Raw genomic sequence first — 16,902 nt, forward strand, 5'->3', positions numbered from 1 at the left:
GAGAATGAACGACAAACGACCACATCCGCATACGTCATCCCCTGCGCCCGGGCACGTCGGCGGAGATTTGTGCGCACAAGGCGGGGACCACCAGCACGCCATGGCGAAGCAACTGACGCTTGTGACCGCCACCGAGGACCGAGATCCAGTGTGCGGCATGGCAGTGAAGCTCGGTACGCCATACCAGTCAAACTACGCGGGGGCGCGGTACGTCTTCTGTAGCGCGGCATGCCAGAGGAAGTTTGAGGCGGAGCCAGCCAAGTATGTCTCCGCCGGTGACGAAGCCAGTGCAGCACCTGGCGCCGTCTACACCTGCCCTATGCATCCCGAGGTCCGTCAGGACCATCCCGGGAGCTGCCCGAAATGCGGCATGGCGCTTGAGCCTGAGATGCCGAGCCTCGACGCCGACGAGAATCCTGAACTCGCAGCGTTCCGCCGGCGCTTCTGGTGGACCTTGCCGTTGACGATTGCCACCGCATTGCTTGCGATGCTGGGTGAACATGCCTGGGCAATGGGGCCGACGGTGCAAAGCTGGGTGGAGTTCGCATTATCTGCGCCCGTGGTCCTGTGGGCAGGCTTCCCCGTCTATGCCCGGTGCCTGCAATCGTTCCGAAACCGCAGCCCAAATATGTGGACGCTGATCGGTCTGGGCACCGGCGCCGCGTTCGTGTACAGCGTTGCGGCCACCGTGGCGCCCGACCTGTTCCCCCGCAGCTTTGTTGTGCATGGCCGCATTGCGGTCTACTTCGAGGCCGCCGCCGTGATCATTTCGCTGACGCTGCTCGGCCAGATCTTCGAGCTGAGGGCGCGCTCACAGACCTCGGCGGCCATCAAGTCGCTGCTTGGTCTGGCACCCAAGACAGCACGCCGCATCAACCCGGACGGCAGCGAGGAGGACATCCCGCTCACGCACGTGCATGTCGGTGACTTGCTGAGAATTCGGCCGGGCGAGAAAGTGCCGACCGATGGCGTTGTGATTGAAGGTGTGAGTGCCATCGACGAATCGATGATCACCGGTGAGCCACTGCCTGTCTTCAAGCGGGCGGGCGACCACGTGATCGGCGCCACCCTCAATACGTCGGGCAGCCTGGTCATGCGCTCGGAAAAGGTTGGCGCTCAGACGGTACTGTCCCAGATCGTGCAGATGGTAGCCCAGGCCCAGCGCTCGAAGGCGCCAATGCAGCGGATGGCGGACCAGGTGGCCGGGGTGTTCGTGCTGGTGGTGGTAGCCATCGCCGTGCTTGCCTTCTTCGGCTGGGGATTGTTCGGTCCCGAGCCGAGCTGGGTCTTTGGGCTGGTCAACGCGGTGGCCGTGCTGATCATCGCCTGTCCATGCGCGCTGGGGCTGGCTACACCGATGTCGATCATGGTGGCGAGCGGCAAGGCGGCGACCCAGGGCATTCTGTTCCGCGACGCGGCGGCCATCGAACATTTCCGCAAGGTCGACACCCTGATCGTCGACAAGACCGGCACGCTGACCGAAGGCCGTCCGGTCTTCGAGCGGGCGTTGGCCGTCGATTCGCTCGATGAGACCACGGTGCTGCGTCTGGCGGCGAGTCTCGATCAAGGCAGCGAGCACCCGCTGGCGGCCACCATCGTTGCGGCGGCGCGTGAACGGGGCCTGACCTTGGCGAAGGTCGAACATTTCGCATCGGACGCGGGCATGGGCGTGCGAGGCCGGGTTGACGGTCACCAACTGATACTCGGCAATGCCTCCCTGATGCGTCGGGAGCAAGTCGATATTGAATCGCAAGCGTTGCGGGCAAACGTGCTGGGGCAGTACGGCGCCAGTGTCATGTACCTGGCCGTTGACCGGAAATTGGCGGGGCTGCTGACGGTCTCGGACCCGGTCAAGGCCAGCACCCCCGAAGCGCTTGCGGCGCTCAAAGCAGCCGGGATTCGCGTGGTGATGGCAAGCGGCGACAGCATCGCGACAGCGCGAGCCGTGGCCGGCCCCCTTGGCATTAACGAGTTTCATGGTGAGGTCAAACCGGCCGACAAGCTGGCGCTGGTCGCAAAACTCCAGAGCGAGGGCCACGTGGTGGCAATGGCTGGCGACGGCATCAATGACGCACCGGCACTGGCCAAAGCCGATGTCGGCATTGCCATGGGGACAGGAACCGATGTGGCAATGCATAGCGCCCAGGTCACGCTGGTCAAGGGTGACCTGCGCGGCCTTGCGCGCGCACGGGAACTGTCGCAGGCCACCATTGCCAATATGAAACAGAACCTGGGATTTGCGTTCGTCTACAACGCGCTGGGCATACCGCTGGCAGCCGGAGTGCTGTACCCGTTCACCGGGTGGCTGCTGTCACCGATGATCGCGGCCTTGGCCATGAGCCTGAGTTCGGTGTCAGTGATTTCCAATGCGCTTCGGTTGAGAACGCAGGTGTTTTAGGCGCTGCCTCTTGGATGACCATCATGCCCGTGCGCAATCGCCCCTCACCGTTTTTGCCCGCCTTGCGGTCAAGGTTTGGCAGAACTAGAGTGAACACAATTGTTGGCAGTGATTCATGATGCATCGCCAAAGTCCTCTCGCTCGGCTGCTTACGCTCTCATTGATCGCGATGGTGCTTTTCTCGCGCCTTGCGATTGCGGGATACGTTTGCCCGCCCGAGGCGGGGACCATGGCGAACTCCTCGACGATGGTTGTTTCCGTCGTGAACTGCCAGCACATGGATGAGGCGCAGCCCGCGCTCTGCGCGGACCATCGGCACGATGGGCGCCATTGGGCGGATGCCAACGGCCACGCTCCTGATCTTGGCATGCTGCCCGCCGCAATTGGGCTCGTGCACGTTCTTCCTCCGACGCCTTACGCCGGACCGGCTTACCCGAAGGCCTCTCGGCCCGTTGCAGTACCTGGGCCCATCTACCTCGCAACAGCGCGCTTGCGAATCTGATCGCTCCCCACACGCGGCAATCCGTCGCCGCGAGCCTTGATTTCAATCGCTCCCCCGGCGGGATGTCCCTGGACTCTGCCTTGACTGAGCCGGAAAGAAACCTTATGTGGGGAAGACCATCATGCATTCCATTCTCAGAATCATCGTTCTCGTTTCGCTTGGTGTTGCCGCTGGCGCGGCCTTCGCAGGTCCCAATTGGGATGCCATCAACAGTGCGCGCGCGGCGGCGAAACGCTCTGCCGCAGCTCCGGGCGCCGCATCAGCCAAGGATGCGATGCAGAAGCAGTGCGCTGAAATGATGAAGTCGTCGGCGGACAGCGCCAGCCCGAAGGGCCCATCCGAGGCGAAATGATCGCATGCGCTTCGGCCTGGTCGTCGAGGCGCGTATATCGACGCAATCGCTTACCGGGAGTAAGCCGCTTGATCTTGCGGCATCCGGAACCGGTGGCGAACAGCACGGAACTTAATCGAAGATGGAGATCGTCATGAGAACGAGATCAGTCATGGCCACAGCGCTTGCGCTTGCCCTGCTTGGGGCCGGTGGATGGAGCGCTGCAGCCGGCCCCAGTCGCGCTACCGAAGGCGCCAAAGCAAGTCCGCAAGACCCCATGCATTCCATGATGATGGGCCACATGATGGACGGCGGGATGATGGGCGGTTGTCCGATGATGGGGCAGTTGCCGCCCGGAAACGAAAAGCTCTCGATGCAGATGCACGGAGAAATGATGCAGGCGATGGGGGAAATCCTGCGCAAGTACGCGGACAAGATCCAGACGCCCTCATCGAAATGACGGTGGCCGGCCGTATCGCGAACGACCGAGTACCACAGGAGTACCGCTATGAAATGCAACACGAGAACCATGGTCGCCGTGGGCGCTGCCCTGGTGGCGATCTTGGCAGTCGCCTATGCCGTTTTCCCGTCAGTTCGTGCCTTCGTGCTGGGCATTGGTCCCTACCTGTTGATCCTCGTCTGCCCGCTATCGATGTGGCTGATGATGAAAGGCATGCAAGGTCAAGACGATCAGCGGCGTTCCATGAGAGAGGACACGCCTGAGCGGAAGCAGCCGTTTCGGATCGAAAAGTGAATCGTGAGTGCGGCCGCGCGTATCGCGAAGGCGGGTTCCAGCGCGAGCAGGACAAGGACTGTAGGCCAGCGTGGTACGCGAAATCATCAGCGCAAGTGTGAGGCTGTGTCCGGAGATACAGGGGCAAATCCAATCCTGTCGTCTGCGGGAGGAGTGCGATGAGCATCATGAGTAGTTTCAGTGCGCACTACGGCCATTGGAACCTGGTCGCGGTCTTGGTTGGGGTGGTGTCATGGATCTTGTATCGGTACGTGGCGCCGCAAGGCTGGCGCGAATGGACTGGGGCGGGTCTCGTGCAGGCCTTTGTGATCGCGCTGTACGCGGAAATGTACGGCTTCCCCCTCACGATCTACCTCCTGACGGGCTTCCTCGGAATCGACATACCGCTGACGGCCTACAGTGGGCATCTGTGGGCAACGCTGCTCGGTTATGGCATGGCAGGCGCAATGGTCGAGATGGTGATAGCGACTGTCTTTATCCTCCCGGGCCTCATTCTGCTGATTTGGGGGTGGAGCACTGTCTATCGAGCATGCCGTGCCGGCCGCATCGCCCAGGAGGGGCCTTACGGATTCGTCCGTCACCCGCAGTACCTCGGCATCATGCTGGCTGTCTTTGGGCAGCTGGTGCACTGGCCCACGCTGATCACCGTGGTGCTGTTGCCAGTCATTGTGTTTGTTTATGTCAGGCTGGCGCGCAAGGAAGAACAAGACATGGTCAGCCGTTTTGGGGCCGCTTACGAGGCGTATCGACGCAGGGTGCCCATGTTCGTACCGGGCCGCAGTCAATGGAAACAGCTATTCAGCACCCACGTGGGCTCATGATTTCTCGCCCTATAGCCCCGGCTGCCGTGGTCGCACCTTGATGATCAAGGAGAGGGTTATGCGTACCAAATGGATCATCGCCATCATTCCCACTGAACTGCTTGAGTCGCTGGAGAGGCAGCTCGCGACCGCCCATGCCCCTGGCCTGACGATCACAAAGGTCAAGGGGTACGGCGAGTACAAGAACTTCTTTTCCAGTGACCTGACCACCGTGCACACCAAGGTTGAAATCTTCGCGGACGAGGCCGAGGTCGAGGCTATCACCAACGCGATCGTTGAGGTCGGAAAATCGACGGTGCCGGGCGCCGGGATCGTCGCGGTTGTTCCTGTCGAGGGGTTCTTGCATCTTCACGTTCCCCCTGGGGAGTCGGCTGGTCCGGCGGAATAATCCCATCGTGTGTCAATGGCGGGGCGCCAGGCGGCACGGGATCACATGCCCGTGTGACCCGCGAGGCGTGAGGGCATCCGCCGAGAGGCTATAGCGCGATCAGCACGGTGTGGTCGGTCATTGAGGTCAGGGAGTGATGTATGGGGTGGAGCGTGGCAGCGACGCGCACTGGAGGTGGCGGGCGAGTACGAGGCGTCGCCCCGGCACAGCTCGTTTTGCTGCTGCTCGCTGTCCTGTGGTTCTGCGTCGCAGGCTCCGGTGGTGTTGCCCATGCCGCGGAAGAGGAAAATCTCTTGCCACCGGAGCAGGCCTTCCGCTTTGCGGCGCGGCAACTCGACGACCGCTCCATCGAGGTGCACTTCGACATCGCCGACGGCTATCACCTCTTCCGTGAGCGATTTGTGTTCGCCGCACAGCCGGCTGGGGTCAAGCTCGGTACGCCCGAGTTTCCGCCAGGGCAGGTCAAATTTGACGAAGCGCTCGGCAAGCAGATGGAGATCTATCATGGCGGCGTCACCATTCGCGTGCCGGTGGCGGTCGTGCCGGCTGACGGCGAATGGCTGCTGACGGTGACATCACAAGGCTGTGCCGACAAGGGAATCTGCTATCCGCCGATGCACAGTGTGTACAAGGTCGGCGGTGGCTTGCTCGGTGGCCTATTCGATAAGCATCGGAGCAGCAGGCCAATGACGTCGCCCGTGCCGCCGGCGATGCCGATTTTGCCCAGCTTGGGAGAGGGGCAAATTGGGCCGGCTGTTCCATCAGCCGCGCCAAGGAATGACGACGGCGACCGCGTTGCGCACGTGTTGGCCGGCCACCAGCTTGGGAGGATTGCTACGGTCTTTTTCGGCCTCGGTCTGCTGATGACGCTCACGCCAGGCGTGCTGGCGATGGTGCCGATCCTGTCGTCAATCGTCGTCGGCGAGCACGTGACGCGCGGTCGTGCCTTGGTGGTCTCATTAGCCTACGTGCTCGGAACGGCGGTGGCTGATGCCGGTGTCGGCGTGGCAGCGGGATTGCTCGGCGAGAGATTCTCGACGGGGCTGCTGACGCCGTGGGCGCTGGGGGCTTTTACCATGCTGGCGGTGGCCCTGGCGCTGTCAATGTTCGGACTCTATGAGCTAGGGCGGCTGCCCCCAATGACGGCATCCTCAAATCGCTGGTCGGGCGGTCGGATTGCTGTTGCCGCAGCAGCAGGCGTGATTTCAGCATTGGTCGTCGTGCGCAGCGTGCCTGTGCCGCTGTCGGGCACGCTGACCGATGCCGAGCAAACCGGTGATGCGATTGGCAGTGGCGGTGCACTATTCGGTATGGCGATCGGCATGGGGGCGCCGTTGGTGCTGGTCGGCGTCGCTACTGGCTATCTTGTGCCGCGCGCTGGGCACTGGTTGATGGTGACGAAGCGCTTCTTGGGCTTCCTGCTGCTCGGCGAGGCGCTCTGGGCTGTCAGCCCGCTTTTGCCACCCTGGGCATTGATGGCGGCGTGGGCCATGCTGCTGCTGATTGCCTCCGCCTTCCTGGGCGCCTTCGGTTCGCTTGGTCCAGAGCCTCGCAGCTTGACCCGGTTGGGCAAGGGCATGGGCATGGTGGCCGCGCTGGCAGGGGCGATCCTGCTGGTCGGTCTGGCGTCCGGCGGACGGGATCTGCTCCAGCCGCTGTCGCATCTGCGTGCTGGCCTGATGGCGCCCGCCTCCACTGCTGGCCCGGCGCTGGTGCGCTTCGAGCGCATCCGTTCTGTGGCCGAACTCGACGCGCGCCTGGTGCAGGCCGCCGCGGCCGGCAAGCCGGTGCTACTAGATTTCTATGCCGATTGGTGTGTCAGCTGCAAGGAGATGGAACGCTTGACCTTTAGCGATCCGAGAGTCCAGGCACGGCTGGCGGATGTTGTGCTGCTGCAGGCCGACGTGACACGCAATTCTGCCGACGATCGCACCCTGCTCAAACGCTTCGGCCTATTCGGTCCACCCGGCATCATCTTGTACGGTGCCGATGGACGTGAGAGCCCGGTGCGAGTGATCGGCTTCCAGTCTGCAAGCCTTTTTCTCGACAGTCTCGCGAAAGCCTTCGGCGACGACGGGAAGCATTGAGATCTGCCTGACCCCGCCCGCAGCTTATGCAGCAGTATCGCCACCGGGTTCTAGATGCTGTTGGCAGGGTGGCCAGTCTTTATGGACACCGCCTCTGAATGAAGGCAGAGATTTCCTCGGGGCGCGCAAAAACCACGGCGGCGCGGTCGCCCTGCATGCCTGTGCCGATCAGCACAGGTTGACCGGCAGCCGGGCCGGCAGCACTGCCATCGGTTTTGAAGCGCAGGTTGAACTCCCAAAAGACGTGGGCCTTCCGGTCGGCGGTGGTGAGGCGATAGGTATCGCCACAGAAGCGGATTGAGGTGACCCGCGACGCCGCATCGGACTCCTTCAAATTCGGCAGGCCACGATCGGGCACCTTCACACGCCCCGTGGAAACTGCCTCAATGTAGGCGACCAGATCGGCCCGCGTGCGTGCATCGGCAATGCCGGGAAAGGTCATCGCGTTACCCGGCACCAGGGCCGCCGGATTCTCAAGCCACGCATCGAGGTTCCGTTTGTCCCAGACCAGACCTGATTGCTTGAGGGCGTCAGAGTAGCGTGCAAAGCCGTCGGCTGTGCCTGCTTTACGTCCCAAAACGCCCGCCAAGCTCGGGCCCGTCAAGTGGCGACTCGGTGCAAATGAATGGCACGCCATGCAAGTGCGGGCGGCTTGTGCACCCCGCGCGGGGTCACCCTCTGCACGAGCCGGCGCGCCAAAGGCAAGTGAGGCCAAAGCGATCCCGATCGCATGAAGAGCAGGTCGTTGAATCATTGGGCCGCAGCGCCCGCTCCATCCACGTGCTCTTCTAACGCGCCAGTCAAGGCCTGGCCACGTGCCACGCGCCAATGACGCCGTCGCCAGTGGTGTCGCCCGGCTTCTGATCCTTGCTCCAGCGGTAAAGCGGATGGCCCTTGTAGGCCCACTGGCGCTTGCCGTCATCACGGGTGATGAAACTCCAATCACCGCTCGCCTTGTCGTATGAATCGGCCAGCGCGGGTGGCCAGTTGGTCGCGCACGTCCCGTTGCACGCGCTTTTGCCGGCCGCAGTGTCTTTGTCGAAAACATACAGCGTCATCTTGTGCTCATCGACCAGCTTGCCTTGCATAACCTCGGGCGGCTCGGCAAGCGCCGGAAACGATGCGACCGCGCCCAGCGCCAACATCATCAGGGTACGCGACATAGTGTGCTCCTTGCGTTGTTGATCAATATCTACGCTAGCGCCGGGACGGCAAGCTGCTACCAACGACCTGGGAATCCCGGTTGTGTGAGATGAGTATAGGGGTGCCGAAAACCGCACGGCAATTGATGCTGTAGCACGCCCGCCGTCGACGAAGAGGAGAAGCATGGGTGCCATGGTGGAGCGCTTTGTGACGCCGATCAACCAGATGCCGACGAGGCCTGTTAAGGCCAATCTTGATGCTCCCCCCGATGATCAGACGACGACCACGGGCTTGGCTACCGGCGACACGCTGGCGTTTGACATTGGTCCAAATGCTGAACTTCGTCTGCGCAGGGTAGGCTGGCGCGTGCCGGCGGCGGCCTTCGGGGACGCCATGATTTTGCTAAGGACAAGGTGCGCGGATCTCATCAAGGCTGCGGGATTGCTTCAGCAGCGGCCTACCAGGCAAGCCGGATACATGCATGCAGACCGTTTCAACATCACCAACAGAGGCTTGCAATAGACGTCGAGGCCATACATGCCTGAAAAGGACGACTACCCCGATTGCCAATATGAAAGAGCGCAATTGCCAAGATCGATTGCGCAACTGATAGGACACACTGCGCATATTCTTTCTATTGTTGGGGTGGACCACTGGAGCGTTGCGTAGGCTTTGCACCCTTGGCAAATCATGTCCTGGCGCGAGCGATCATGTACCGATTGCATGCTTGTGCCGTCAGCATGCCCACCTTGTCTAGTGGGAGGGAAACGCGCAGCGCCAAACACCTTCAACCGGCTGCATTCTTGTAATGCGCCCGTAACTCTGTGGTCAGGTTCCGTTTCCTAGACTGCGGCTTCGTGATCGTTGGTTCATGGTGCCCGGTGAAGTTGCTGCGTGTGTTTTTGCTCTGGTTAGTACTGCTTGCGCTGCCCTCACAGGGCATGGGCGCAGGCATTCTCGCCGACTGCGAACGCGCGCATACAACAACCAAGAAGTTACGAAAGATGCAGCCCCAGCGGCCCCCCACCGCTGCACGCGCCGGCCATGAGCATTGTCATGACCACCATGGAAAAGCCACGCCCGTTCGTTTCGACGACCGCTGCAAGTCATGTCCGTCTTGCGGGGAAGTTCCGCAGCATGCGATGTTGGCGGGACTGACCATGTCCGCTTACCAGCCGAGATTGAAAACACATCGTTCGTCTCGCGCTCACTTTCTCAGCTTCGTCCCGGACCTTCTCCTACGGCCTCCTCGGCTGGTTGTCTAACACGCATCGCCGATGGCGAGCCAGCTTTCGCTTTTGTAAGAGGAGGCAGACGGCGCATCGGCAAGACCTTTGGCAGCGCCTCTACACGCGCCAAGGGAAATCGAGTGTTTCGTCAGCAAGCAACCAGGACGCCGTGAATGGCGCAGTTGCTTGCTGCGTAGGAGTTTGCCGTGCATATCTGTGTAAGTTGCCATACACCCTTGAGGCCCTTCGCTTGGTCGTGCAGCGCTTGTGGCTGGCGAGCCACCATCCGTGATGGCGTCGCTTGCTTGGCGCCCGAGATGCTGCAGGACAACGACGGCTTCCATGAGCCGCTGTTCGAGGAATACCAAAAGCTGCAGGCTGACCACTTTTGGTTCGTGCATCGCCGCAGGCTAATCGTGTGGGCGCTGCAGCGCCATTTCCCGCAGCTCCAGTCGTTTCTGGAAGTTGGCTGCGGCACAGCGGAGAACCTAGCCGCGATTGCAGATCGGTTTCGGCACGCAGAAGTGTGCGGTGGGGAACCCTCGCTGAATGCACTCCAGATGGCGCGCCGTCATTGCGGGGCGAAGTTCTTGCAAATGGATGCTCGCGCGATACCGTTTGTTGAGGCATTTGAGGTGGTCGGCGCCTTTGATGTCATCGAGCATATCGATGATGATCGACGTGCCCTAAGTGAGATGTACAAGGCCTGCCGGCGCGGTGGCGGGCTGATCTTGACAGTGCCCCAGCACCCCCGGCTCTGGAGCCGCGTGGACGATGCGGCCAAGCACAAACGTCGCTATACGCGCCGGGATCTCATTGAAAAGTTGCGCGCCACCGGGTTCCGACCGCTCTATGTCAACTCCTTTATGTCGCTGCTGCTACCGGTCATGGTTCTTTCGCGTCTGCATCAAAAGATCGCACGGACCGAGCAGGAAGTTGACGAAGGCTTTCGTATCGGGAAAACGCTTAATCGCCTGTTCTCGACGGTCTGCAACGTTGAGTCTCGCTTGCTTACCCGCGGCATTCACTTTCCGGCCGGCGGCTCACTGCTCGCCATTGCGGTCAAGGAGTAAGGTAGCGACTCAACGAACAGGAACCCGCCATTTACACGTGTCCGATACACCTACGAGAATGAGCCGCCATGACGAATCGACATCGCTTCTACAGGTACCTCGCGAGCGGCGGTGTTTCCACCGCCGCTCACTATCTGACCCTATACGCGCTGGTCCAAATGGGGACCGAGCCTGTGCTCGGATCAACCATTGCGGCGCTGGTGGGGCTGGTGCTCAACTACTCGGTCAGTCGGCGGTGGGTCTTCGATGCGTCAGCCAAGATCCCGGAGACGCTCGCCCGATTCGCCCTCGTATGGATGCTGGCATTGTTGATCAACGCCTGGGCACTGGCATCCCTCCTCGCTTTAGGGTTCCACTATCTGGTTGCGCAGGTGACCGCAACCGGGGTCTTGGTCCTGATCAATTTCAATCTCCACCGCCGTTGGACGTTTTCCGGTGCGCGCGTGCCCCCCCTCGATAAGTGACCCATGTCTCACCAACGCAAACACTGGACAGCACAGCCTCAACACGCCTTAGGGCAGTTACATCAGGAGACGATGCCATGAGAAAAAGTACTGTCATATCGATATTGGCAACCCTTGCCAGCTTTCCCACGATTGCAAGCGCCTTCGTCCTGCATCTCGAACATGGGTTCGGCACCCACAACCCCGTCGTGACGTTGGGCGGCATGCAGCCCTCATCCGCACTCCCTGAAGAGATCGACGTTTCGCTCAAACGGGGCGATATTCTGTCCAAAACGCTTTCGTCTCAACAGCGCTATTCCATGCGGCTGGTCAACCGTGGAAGCGTTTCCGTGAAACTCCGCTTGGATATACAAGACGCAGGCGGGATCGGCGCACTACCGGGCACGCAACCGATCGATTTGGTGTTGGAGCCGGGGGAAGCGAGAGAACTGGCTATGGAGGCTTGGACTCCAATGATGGTGGTCGTCAGTACAGCGGCGCCTTAATTTCTCCGCGTGCAACACCTGAGGCAGACGTTAGCCCGCACGGCAAAAGCCAAGAATGAGCGGGCAATGTGCCTCTGTTGCAGAGACTGCGCGTTGCACTGTTCTGACACAGTAGCGAAACCGCCGCAACAGTCGAAAAATCACCGTGAGCCCACTGCAACTCTTCGTTATCTTGGCCGGCTTAACCGGCCAGCTATTCATTGCCCGCAAAGACCCGCGCGGCTATCTAGCCTGGATTGCCGGCAACATGGGCCTGGTGTTCGTGTACTGGGAGACCAAGCAATTTGCATTGATTGCATTGCAGTTCGTCAACACAGGGATCCAGGTCACGGCTCTGATCGCTTGGCGACGAGCAAAGCGGTGCAATGAAACCAGCCCTGCACAACCGTGTGAGGCGTGACAGGGCTGGTGGTATTTTAACTGCCGGTGAACCAGGTGCTGCGCGCGATGATGACACGCACTCCCTTGGCTTCGGGTGCATCCGGCAGCAGAACGCCCAGGTCGACCGAGGTGCTCTGCATCGCTTCAATGAATGTCCACGCTTGCGTCCCGGTCCCCGTGGAGAATGCGATGGTCTCACCGGAGTCAACATTGATGTACTTCATCCCGGGCTTCACTACCACCGTGCGCGCAGCCATTGACGCAGGGGCAGGTGAGCCGAACAACAATGCGGTCTTGTTCATATTCGACGGGGGTGCCGACGGGCTTTGCCGCACGTGTTCGATCCAATTGTCCCCGCCGTCACCGCGGAATTTGTCAGAGGCCCATGCCGCCGAGCTTGCGGCAAAGAGGACTGCGAGCATGAGCGAAGCAAGTCCATTGCGATTCATCGTTTTCTCCTGGAGCGTCAAGTGGTGTGAACGATTCTAGAGAGGCATTCCTCTCCCTTCGATGACTCGCGAATTACGTCTCGGTAAGGCGCTCATACCGAAGATGAGCCTCAGGGGAGGTACACAAAAAAAGGGCCATGCCCCCATTCAGAACCACCACCGTATGCCGGCAATGATTTGCCTATCTGTCGCGCTTTGCCCCGCCGCTCGCGCAAAGTCGGCGGTCTTGCCCATCTTCTTGCCCCAAACCACGCCGATATACGGAGCAAAGTCGCGGCGGACTTCGTATCGGAGTCGCAGACCTAGCCGGAGGTCAGCCAGCCCGCTGCCGATTTCCCGTGCCTCGTCAGTCTTTGCGTAGGCGTTCGCTTCGATTTCGGGAGTCAGGACGATGCGCTGTGAGAAGCGGACGTCGTAGGTAGAGCGTACACGCGCAGCCACGCGCCCCGCGTTGCTGACGTACAGTGTCGCCTCTGCATCGAACCAGTAAGGCGCAAGGCCTTGGATTCCGAACGCTGCCCATGTGCGCGCCGGCCCGCCACCAAAGTCGCGCCGAATGCCCGTCTGCCAATCCCAGAACGGAGCAAATGCATGTCCCCACAGCGCCTCAACTTTTGCATCTTCGGTCTTACCGAATAGCCGCATACCCTGCAGTTTGAGCCACAGCCTATTGATGTCCTTTCCGATCCATCCGTGCATGTCCCACGCCAACCCGGTGGCAGCGGGAGCGCGTATGGCTTCGAACCGGTCGAACAAGAATTGGTGATAAACGTCGTTGTCGGCCATGGTGTTTCCCGGCATGGTGATGCCTCGCTTGGGATCTCGCATGGGCACGCGAGGCTCATCGCTCTTAAGGATGACGTTGATGCCGCTTTCCTCGGTATTAGCGGCCCGTTCGGGTGATGCGGACATGTTTGCTCCCTGGCTGAGAACTTGGTCAGGCATGCCCTGTCGCTTCTGTGGCATGGCTTGCATGGAGGAGCCTGCTGTCTGTGCGCCTGCGGCGTCCACAGTAAGCGCCAGCGGCGCGGCGACCAAACACAGCCATCTTTGCACTCTTGGCAACATGACTCGCTCCTTAGCCGATGGGTTAGGCCACAACCACCTTGCGGAACATGCCGGCTTCCATGTGATACAGCAGGTGACAATGGAATGCCCACTGCCCCGGGGCATCTGCCGTCACGAGGAAACTGATCTGCTTGGACGGTTGAACGTTGATGGTGTGCTTGCGAACGAGGGCTTGGCGCTCACCGTTCTCCAATTCGCTAAACATGCCGTGCAAATGCATGGGGTGGTTCATCATGGTGTCGTTGACGAGGGTGATCCGCACCCGTTCGCCGTAATACAAACGGATTGGCTCAGCCTCGGAGAACTTCTTGCCATCGAACCCCCAAATGAACCGGCGCATGTTTCCGGTCAGGTGCAGGACGATTTCGCGGCCCGGGGGCCGAGCGTCAATGGGGGGGCGAGCGTTCGCAAATCCGCATAGGCCAATACCCGACGGCCGTTGTCGCGCAATCTTGGACCGGGGTCGGCGAGCGACTTCGAAGGATTCATGGAACGCATGTCGACTTCGGGGCCGGTCTGCATGACCGACATCGTCATTGGCGGAGAAATCATGGGCTTTTGGCGTGGCGGCATCGGCATGGGGGATGCCATTCCTTCATGGCCTGACTGCGGTTGCTTGTCTTGCATATCGGCCACGGGTCCGCTCATCTCCGGCATTGAATGGCGGGGGGCGGAGTGGGATCCGTTGTTTGGCATTCGCATCGTGGTACCGGGCTGTTCTCTGCCCATAGCCATCCCGCTAGTCTCCATTCCCATGTCCGCCATGGAGAGCCAAGTTTTAGGGTCCATCGGTGGAACCTCGGCGCGCATGCCCGGCTCCGGCGCGAGTGTGGCACGTGCGTAGCCGCTGCGATCCATCGCCTGAGCAAAGATCGTGTATGCAGCATCCTGGGGCATTTGCACCAACACATCGTAGGTCTCGGCCACCCCGATCCGGAACTCGTCGACGTCCACCGCTTCGACGTCTTGCCCGTCCGCTGCGCAAACGCGCATCGTTAGACCCGGAATCCGGACGTCGAAGGTAGTGGTAGCCGATCCATTGATAAAGCGCAGTCGTACGCGCTCGCCGGCCTTCGCGATGGCCGTCCAGTTGGCAAAGGGAGTGGCGCCGTTGACTAAATAGCTATAAGTGGCGGCTGATACGTCGGCGAGGTCGGTAGGGTTCATGCGCATCTCGTTCCACATGCGCCGACGTTTGAGCGCTCCCGAGATGCCCACTGTCCTTGTGTCGTCAACGAAGTCGGCGACCGTAGGTAGCTGGAAGTTATAAAAATCGCTCGATTGCTTCAGATGTAGGAACACGCTGTCTGGATTTTCGTCCGTCCAATCGCTCAGCATGACAATGTAGTCGCGGTCACTGCGGACGAGATCTGGCTCTTGTGGTTCGATTACCAATGGGCCGTAGAGTCCGAGCTGCTCCTGAAAACGCGTGTGACTGTGATACCAGTAGGTGCCGGCCTGCCTCACCTTGAACGTGTAGATGAATGTCTGGTGAGCGGGAATGCCAGGGAATGACACGCCGGGCACACCATCCATCGCAAATGGAACGAGGATGCCGTGCCAGTGGATCGAGGTTTGCGTGTCCAGTGTGTTGGTGACCCGCAGTGTCACCTTTGACCCCTGCTTCCATCGCAGTATCGGCGCTGGGATCGACCCATTCACGGTGATGGCATAGCGTGCGCGCCCAGTGAAATTGACGAGCGTGCGTCCAATAGTCAAGTCAAAGTCGGTCCCCGTAAGCGCACCCGGATAGTTCTGAACTTGTTGTGCCCATATGGGCGCGGCCATTGTCCCGCCGAACGCGGTTGCGACCGTGCCAGCCATCCGGTGCAAAAACTTGCGGCGGCCCACGCTGCCCAGTGAAATGCTGTCGCTCACGATCCTCTCCCTATGTTGGAAGGTTGTGGTCCTGCGTTACGAACGATAGTCCCCAACGGGACTCAATGTCGGTAGCATGGGGCATGCCCAGGGCGGAGGGTGCAACGGCGGCGTTGTTGTCTTCGCTCACCATTGCTCCTCCTGTGCCAGACCGCTATGCTCACTACGACCTTCGTAGCGCGCCACTCTTTCCTCACAGGATGCCGAGCATGACCCGCCAGCACAGCCACAAAGAAGCAGCTTCGCGCCAGGAAAACGCCAACGCACCGCAAACACACAACGAGTACACGCACCAACGCCTATGCGACAGCGACGACCAACACGCTCATTCGCCCCCCGTGCCCGAGGCTGTCGAGAGCGACAAAGCAGGCGTCTCATCAACGACGGAGTTCGCGCCCACGGTTTACACCTGCCCGATGCATCCGGAGATTCGCCAGGATCATCCCGGCACGTGCCCCAAATGCGGTATGACGCTGGAGCCGGTCATGCCCGCGGTAGAGGAGGAAGAGAATGCGGAGCTTGCGGACTTCCGGCGGCGATTCTGGGCAAGCTTTCCATTGACGGCGATTGTTTTTGTGCTGGCCATGGCTGGACACCGATTGACTCGCCTCGATCCAGCATGGCAAGACAGGTTTGAGTTGGCACTGGCCACACCGGTCGTGCTTTGGGCGGGATTGCCATTCTTCAGACGGTGTGCCCAATCCTTTGTATACCGCAGCCCGAACATGTGGACGCTCATCGGCCTGGGCACGGGGGCTGCCTATCTTTACAGCGCGGTAGCGGTCGTTGCGCCGGGTGTGTTTCCCTCTACCTTTGCGGCGTCCGGCCGGGTGCAAGTGTATTTCGAAGCGGCGGCCGTCATCATTTCATTGACACTGCTGGGGCAGATGCTCGAACTGAAAGCCCGCTCGCAGACCTCAGCCGCAATCAAGTCTCTACTCGGCTTGGCCCCGAAAACGGCCAGGCGTATCAACGCAGACGACAGCGAAGAGGATGTTCCCATTGCCCATGTTCATGTGGGCGATTTGCTGCGTGTGCGACCCGGTGAAAAGGTGCCCGTGGATGGCGTTGTGGTCGCGGGCGCGAGCGCGCTCGACGAGTCGATGATCACCGGTGAGCCGATTCCCGTCTCCAAACGCGCGGGCGACCATGTGATCGGTGCCACCATGAACACCTCGGGCGCACTCGTGGTCCGGTCCGAGAAAGTGGGCGCGCAGACGGTCCTCTCGCAAATCGTACAAATGGTTGCGCAAGCACAGCGTTCCAAGGCGCCGATGCAGCGGATGGCAGACAAGGTGGCGGGCGTCTTTGTGATCGGTGTGGTCGGCATCGCCGTCATGACGCTCTTCGCCTGGGGGATCTGGGGTCCACAGCCGAGTTGGGCCCACGGCTTGATCAATGCGGTCGCCGTGCTGATCATTGCTTGCCCGTGCGCGCTCGGGCTTGCCACG

The 16,902-nt window shown here is 60.9% G+C and carries 17 protein-coding genes and 1 pseudogene; 13 read left to right on the forward strand and 5 right to left on the reverse strand.

Features of this window, described 5'->3' with window-relative positions:
* The first annotated feature begins 4 nt into the window (after positions 1-4).
* The 7 genes from C404_RS55810 to dsbD all read left to right on the forward strand — a co-directional run bounded on the left by C404_RS55810 (position 5) and on the right by dsbD (position 7,281).
* Positions 5-2,398, forward strand: coding sequence for a heavy metal translocating P-type ATPase (locus C404_RS55810; RefSeq protein ID WP_024973227.1), 2,394 nt, complete (start codon positions 5-7; stop codon positions 2,396-2,398).
* Between the two features lie 623 nt (positions 2,399-3,021).
* A complete protein-coding gene (locus C404_RS55815; RefSeq protein ID WP_009241663.1) occupies positions 3,022-3,252 on the forward strand; it encodes a hypothetical protein in 231 nt (76 codons plus the stop codon).
* 121 nt (positions 3,253-3,373) lie between these two features.
* Positions 3,374-3,691, forward strand: coding sequence for a hypothetical protein (locus C404_RS55820; protein WP_021197397.1), 318 nt, complete (start codon positions 3,374-3,376; stop codon positions 3,689-3,691).
* 48 nt (positions 3,692-3,739) lie between these two features.
* Entirely contained in the window at positions 3,740-3,985 is a 246-nt protein-coding gene (locus tag C404_RS55825; RefSeq protein ID WP_009241661.1) for a DUF2933 domain-containing protein, read from the forward strand.
* Positions 3,986-4,143: 158 nt separating this feature from the next.
* Entirely contained in the window at positions 4,144-4,806 is a 663-nt protein-coding gene (locus tag C404_RS55830) for a methyltransferase family protein (RefSeq protein ID WP_009241660.1), read from the forward strand.
* A gap of 58 nt (positions 4,807-4,864) precedes the next feature.
* A complete protein-coding gene (locus tag C404_RS55835; RefSeq protein WP_009241659.1) occupies positions 4,865-5,194 on the forward strand; it encodes a P-II family nitrogen regulator in 330 nt (109 codons plus the stop codon).
* Positions 5,195-5,334: 140 nt separating this feature from the next.
* On the forward strand, positions 5,335-7,281 hold the full coding sequence (dsbD, locus tag C404_RS55840; RefSeq protein WP_009241658.1) for a protein-disulfide reductase DsbD: 1,947 nt from the start codon (positions 5,335-5,337) through the stop codon (positions 7,279-7,281).
* Between the two features lie 79 nt (positions 7,282-7,360).
* Here the strand turns inward: dsbD and C404_RS0130495 are convergent, their stop codons facing one another.
* Together C404_RS0130495 and C404_RS55845 are read right to left on the reverse strand one after the other, a co-directional pair.
* The gene (locus C404_RS0130495; protein WP_009241657.1) at positions 7,361-7,885 is read right to left on the reverse strand and encodes a c-type cytochrome; all 525 of its coding nucleotides are present in this window, start codon (positions 7,883-7,885) and stop codon (positions 7,361-7,363) included.
* A 196-nt stretch (positions 7,886-8,081) separates the two neighbouring features.
* On the reverse strand, positions 8,082-8,444 hold the full coding sequence (locus tag C404_RS55845; protein WP_009241656.1) for a COG4315 family predicted lipoprotein: 363 nt from the start codon (positions 8,442-8,444) through the stop codon (positions 8,082-8,084).
* Positions 8,445-8,607: 163 nt separating this feature from the next.
* On the opposite strand from C404_RS55845, the gene C404_RS55850 reads away from it, so the two are divergent.
* The 5 genes from C404_RS55850 (at position 8,608) to C404_RS55870 (ending at position 12,075) form a co-directional block, all read left to right on the forward strand.
* Positions 8,608-8,946: a hypothetical protein gene (locus tag C404_RS55850; protein WP_009241655.1), complete on the forward strand. Its 339-nt coding sequence runs from the start codon at positions 8,608-8,610 to the stop codon at positions 8,944-8,946.
* Between the two features lie 1,024 nt (positions 8,947-9,970).
* The gene (locus C404_RS55855) at positions 9,971-10,726 is read left to right on the forward strand and encodes a class I SAM-dependent methyltransferase (RefSeq protein WP_009241653.1); all 756 of its coding nucleotides are present in this window, start codon (positions 9,971-9,973) and stop codon (positions 10,724-10,726) included.
* Between the two features lie 68 nt (positions 10,727-10,794).
* Entirely contained in the window at positions 10,795-11,190 is a 396-nt protein-coding gene (locus C404_RS55860; RefSeq protein ID WP_009241652.1) for a GtrA family protein, read from the forward strand.
* A 77-nt stretch (positions 11,191-11,267) separates the two neighbouring features.
* Positions 11,268-11,675 carry a hypothetical protein gene (locus tag C404_RS55865; protein ID WP_009241651.1) on the forward strand — a complete coding sequence of 136 codons (408 nt, stop codon included), beginning with the start codon at positions 11,268-11,270 and terminating at the stop codon, positions 11,673-11,675.
* A gap of 145 nt (positions 11,676-11,820) precedes the next feature.
* Positions 11,821-12,075, forward strand: coding sequence for a nicotinamide mononucleotide transporter (locus C404_RS55870; protein WP_009241650.1), 255 nt, complete (start codon positions 11,821-11,823; stop codon positions 12,073-12,075).
* 16 nt (positions 12,076-12,091) lie between these two features.
* Here C404_RS55870 and C404_RS55875 read toward each other — a convergent pair whose 3' ends face one another.
* From C404_RS55875 to C404_RS0130505, 3 genes and pseudogenes are all read right to left on the reverse strand, one after another.
* Complete coding sequence (locus C404_RS55875) at positions 12,092-12,505, reverse strand: CzcE family metal-binding protein (RefSeq protein WP_009241649.1); 414 nt, start codon at positions 12,503-12,505, stop codon at positions 12,092-12,094.
* Positions 12,506-12,652: 147 nt separating this feature from the next.
* Positions 12,653-13,417: a copper resistance protein B gene (locus tag C404_RS55880; protein WP_232295862.1), complete on the reverse strand. Its 765-nt coding sequence runs from the start codon at positions 13,415-13,417 to the stop codon at positions 12,653-12,655.
* Between the two features lie 178 nt (positions 13,418-13,595).
* Positions 13,596-15,397: pseudogene (locus C404_RS0130505) on the reverse strand (copper resistance system multicopper oxidase).
* Positions 15,398-15,660: 263 nt separating this feature from the next.
* Here C404_RS0130505 and C404_RS55885 point away from each other — a divergent pair.
* The coding region (locus C404_RS55885; protein ID WP_037012708.1) for an HAD-IC family P-type ATPase at positions 15,661-16,902 on the forward strand (1,242 nt) is incomplete at its 3' end.

The sequence above is a fragment of the Ralstonia sp. AU12-08 genome (genome assembly GCF_000442475.1).
Classification (GTDB): Bacteria; Pseudomonadota; Gammaproteobacteria; order Burkholderiales; family Burkholderiaceae; genus Ralstonia; species Ralstonia insidiosa.

What these genes read in the sequence shown, in the direction of transcription:
- C404_RS55810 (WP_024973227.1), top strand. Translation starts at nt 5, where the DNA reads ATGAACGACAAACGACCACATCCGCATACGTCATCCCCTGCGCCCGGG.
- C404_RS55815 (WP_009241663.1), top strand. Translation starts at nt 3,022, where the DNA reads ATGCATTCCATTCTCAGAATCATCGTTCTCGTTTCGCTTGGTGTTGCC.
- C404_RS55820 (WP_021197397.1), top strand. Translation starts at nt 3,374, where the DNA reads ATGGAGATCGTCATGAGAACGAGATCAGTCATGGCCACAGCGCTTGCG.
- C404_RS55825 (WP_009241661.1), top strand. Translation starts at nt 3,740, where the DNA reads ATGAAATGCAACACGAGAACCATGGTCGCCGTGGGCGCTGCCCTGGTG.
- C404_RS55830 (WP_009241660.1), top strand. Translation starts at nt 4,144, where the DNA reads ATGAGCATCATGAGTAGTTTCAGTGCGCACTACGGCCATTGGAACCTG.
- C404_RS55835 (WP_009241659.1), top strand. Translation starts at nt 4,865, where the DNA reads ATGCGTACCAAATGGATCATCGCCATCATTCCCACTGAACTGCTTGAG.
- dsbD (WP_009241658.1), top strand. Translation starts at nt 5,335, where the DNA reads ATGGGGTGGAGCGTGGCAGCGACGCGCACTGGAGGTGGCGGGCGAGTA.
- C404_RS55845 (WP_009241656.1), bottom strand. Translation starts at nt 8,444, where the DNA reads ATGTCGCGTACCCTGATGATGTTGGCGCTGGGCGCGGTCGCATCGTTT.
- C404_RS55850 (WP_009241655.1), top strand. Translation starts at nt 8,608, where the DNA reads ATGGGTGCCATGGTGGAGCGCTTTGTGACGCCGATCAACCAGATGCCG.
- C404_RS55855 (WP_009241653.1), top strand. Translation starts at nt 9,971, where the DNA reads ATGCTGCAGGACAACGACGGCTTCCATGAGCCGCTGTTCGAGGAATAC.
- C404_RS55860 (WP_009241652.1), top strand. Translation starts at nt 10,795, where the DNA reads ATGACGAATCGACATCGCTTCTACAGGTACCTCGCGAGCGGCGGTGTT.
- C404_RS55865 (WP_009241651.1), top strand. Translation starts at nt 11,268, where the DNA reads ATGAGAAAAAGTACTGTCATATCGATATTGGCAACCCTTGCCAGCTTT.
- C404_RS55875 (WP_009241649.1), bottom strand. Translation starts at nt 12,505, where the DNA reads ATGAATCGCAATGGACTTGCTTCGCTCATGCTCGCAGTCCTCTTTGCC.
- C404_RS55880 (WP_232295862.1), bottom strand. Translation starts at nt 13,417, where the DNA reads ATGTCCGCATCACCCGAACGGGCCGCTAATACCGAGGAAAGCGGCATC.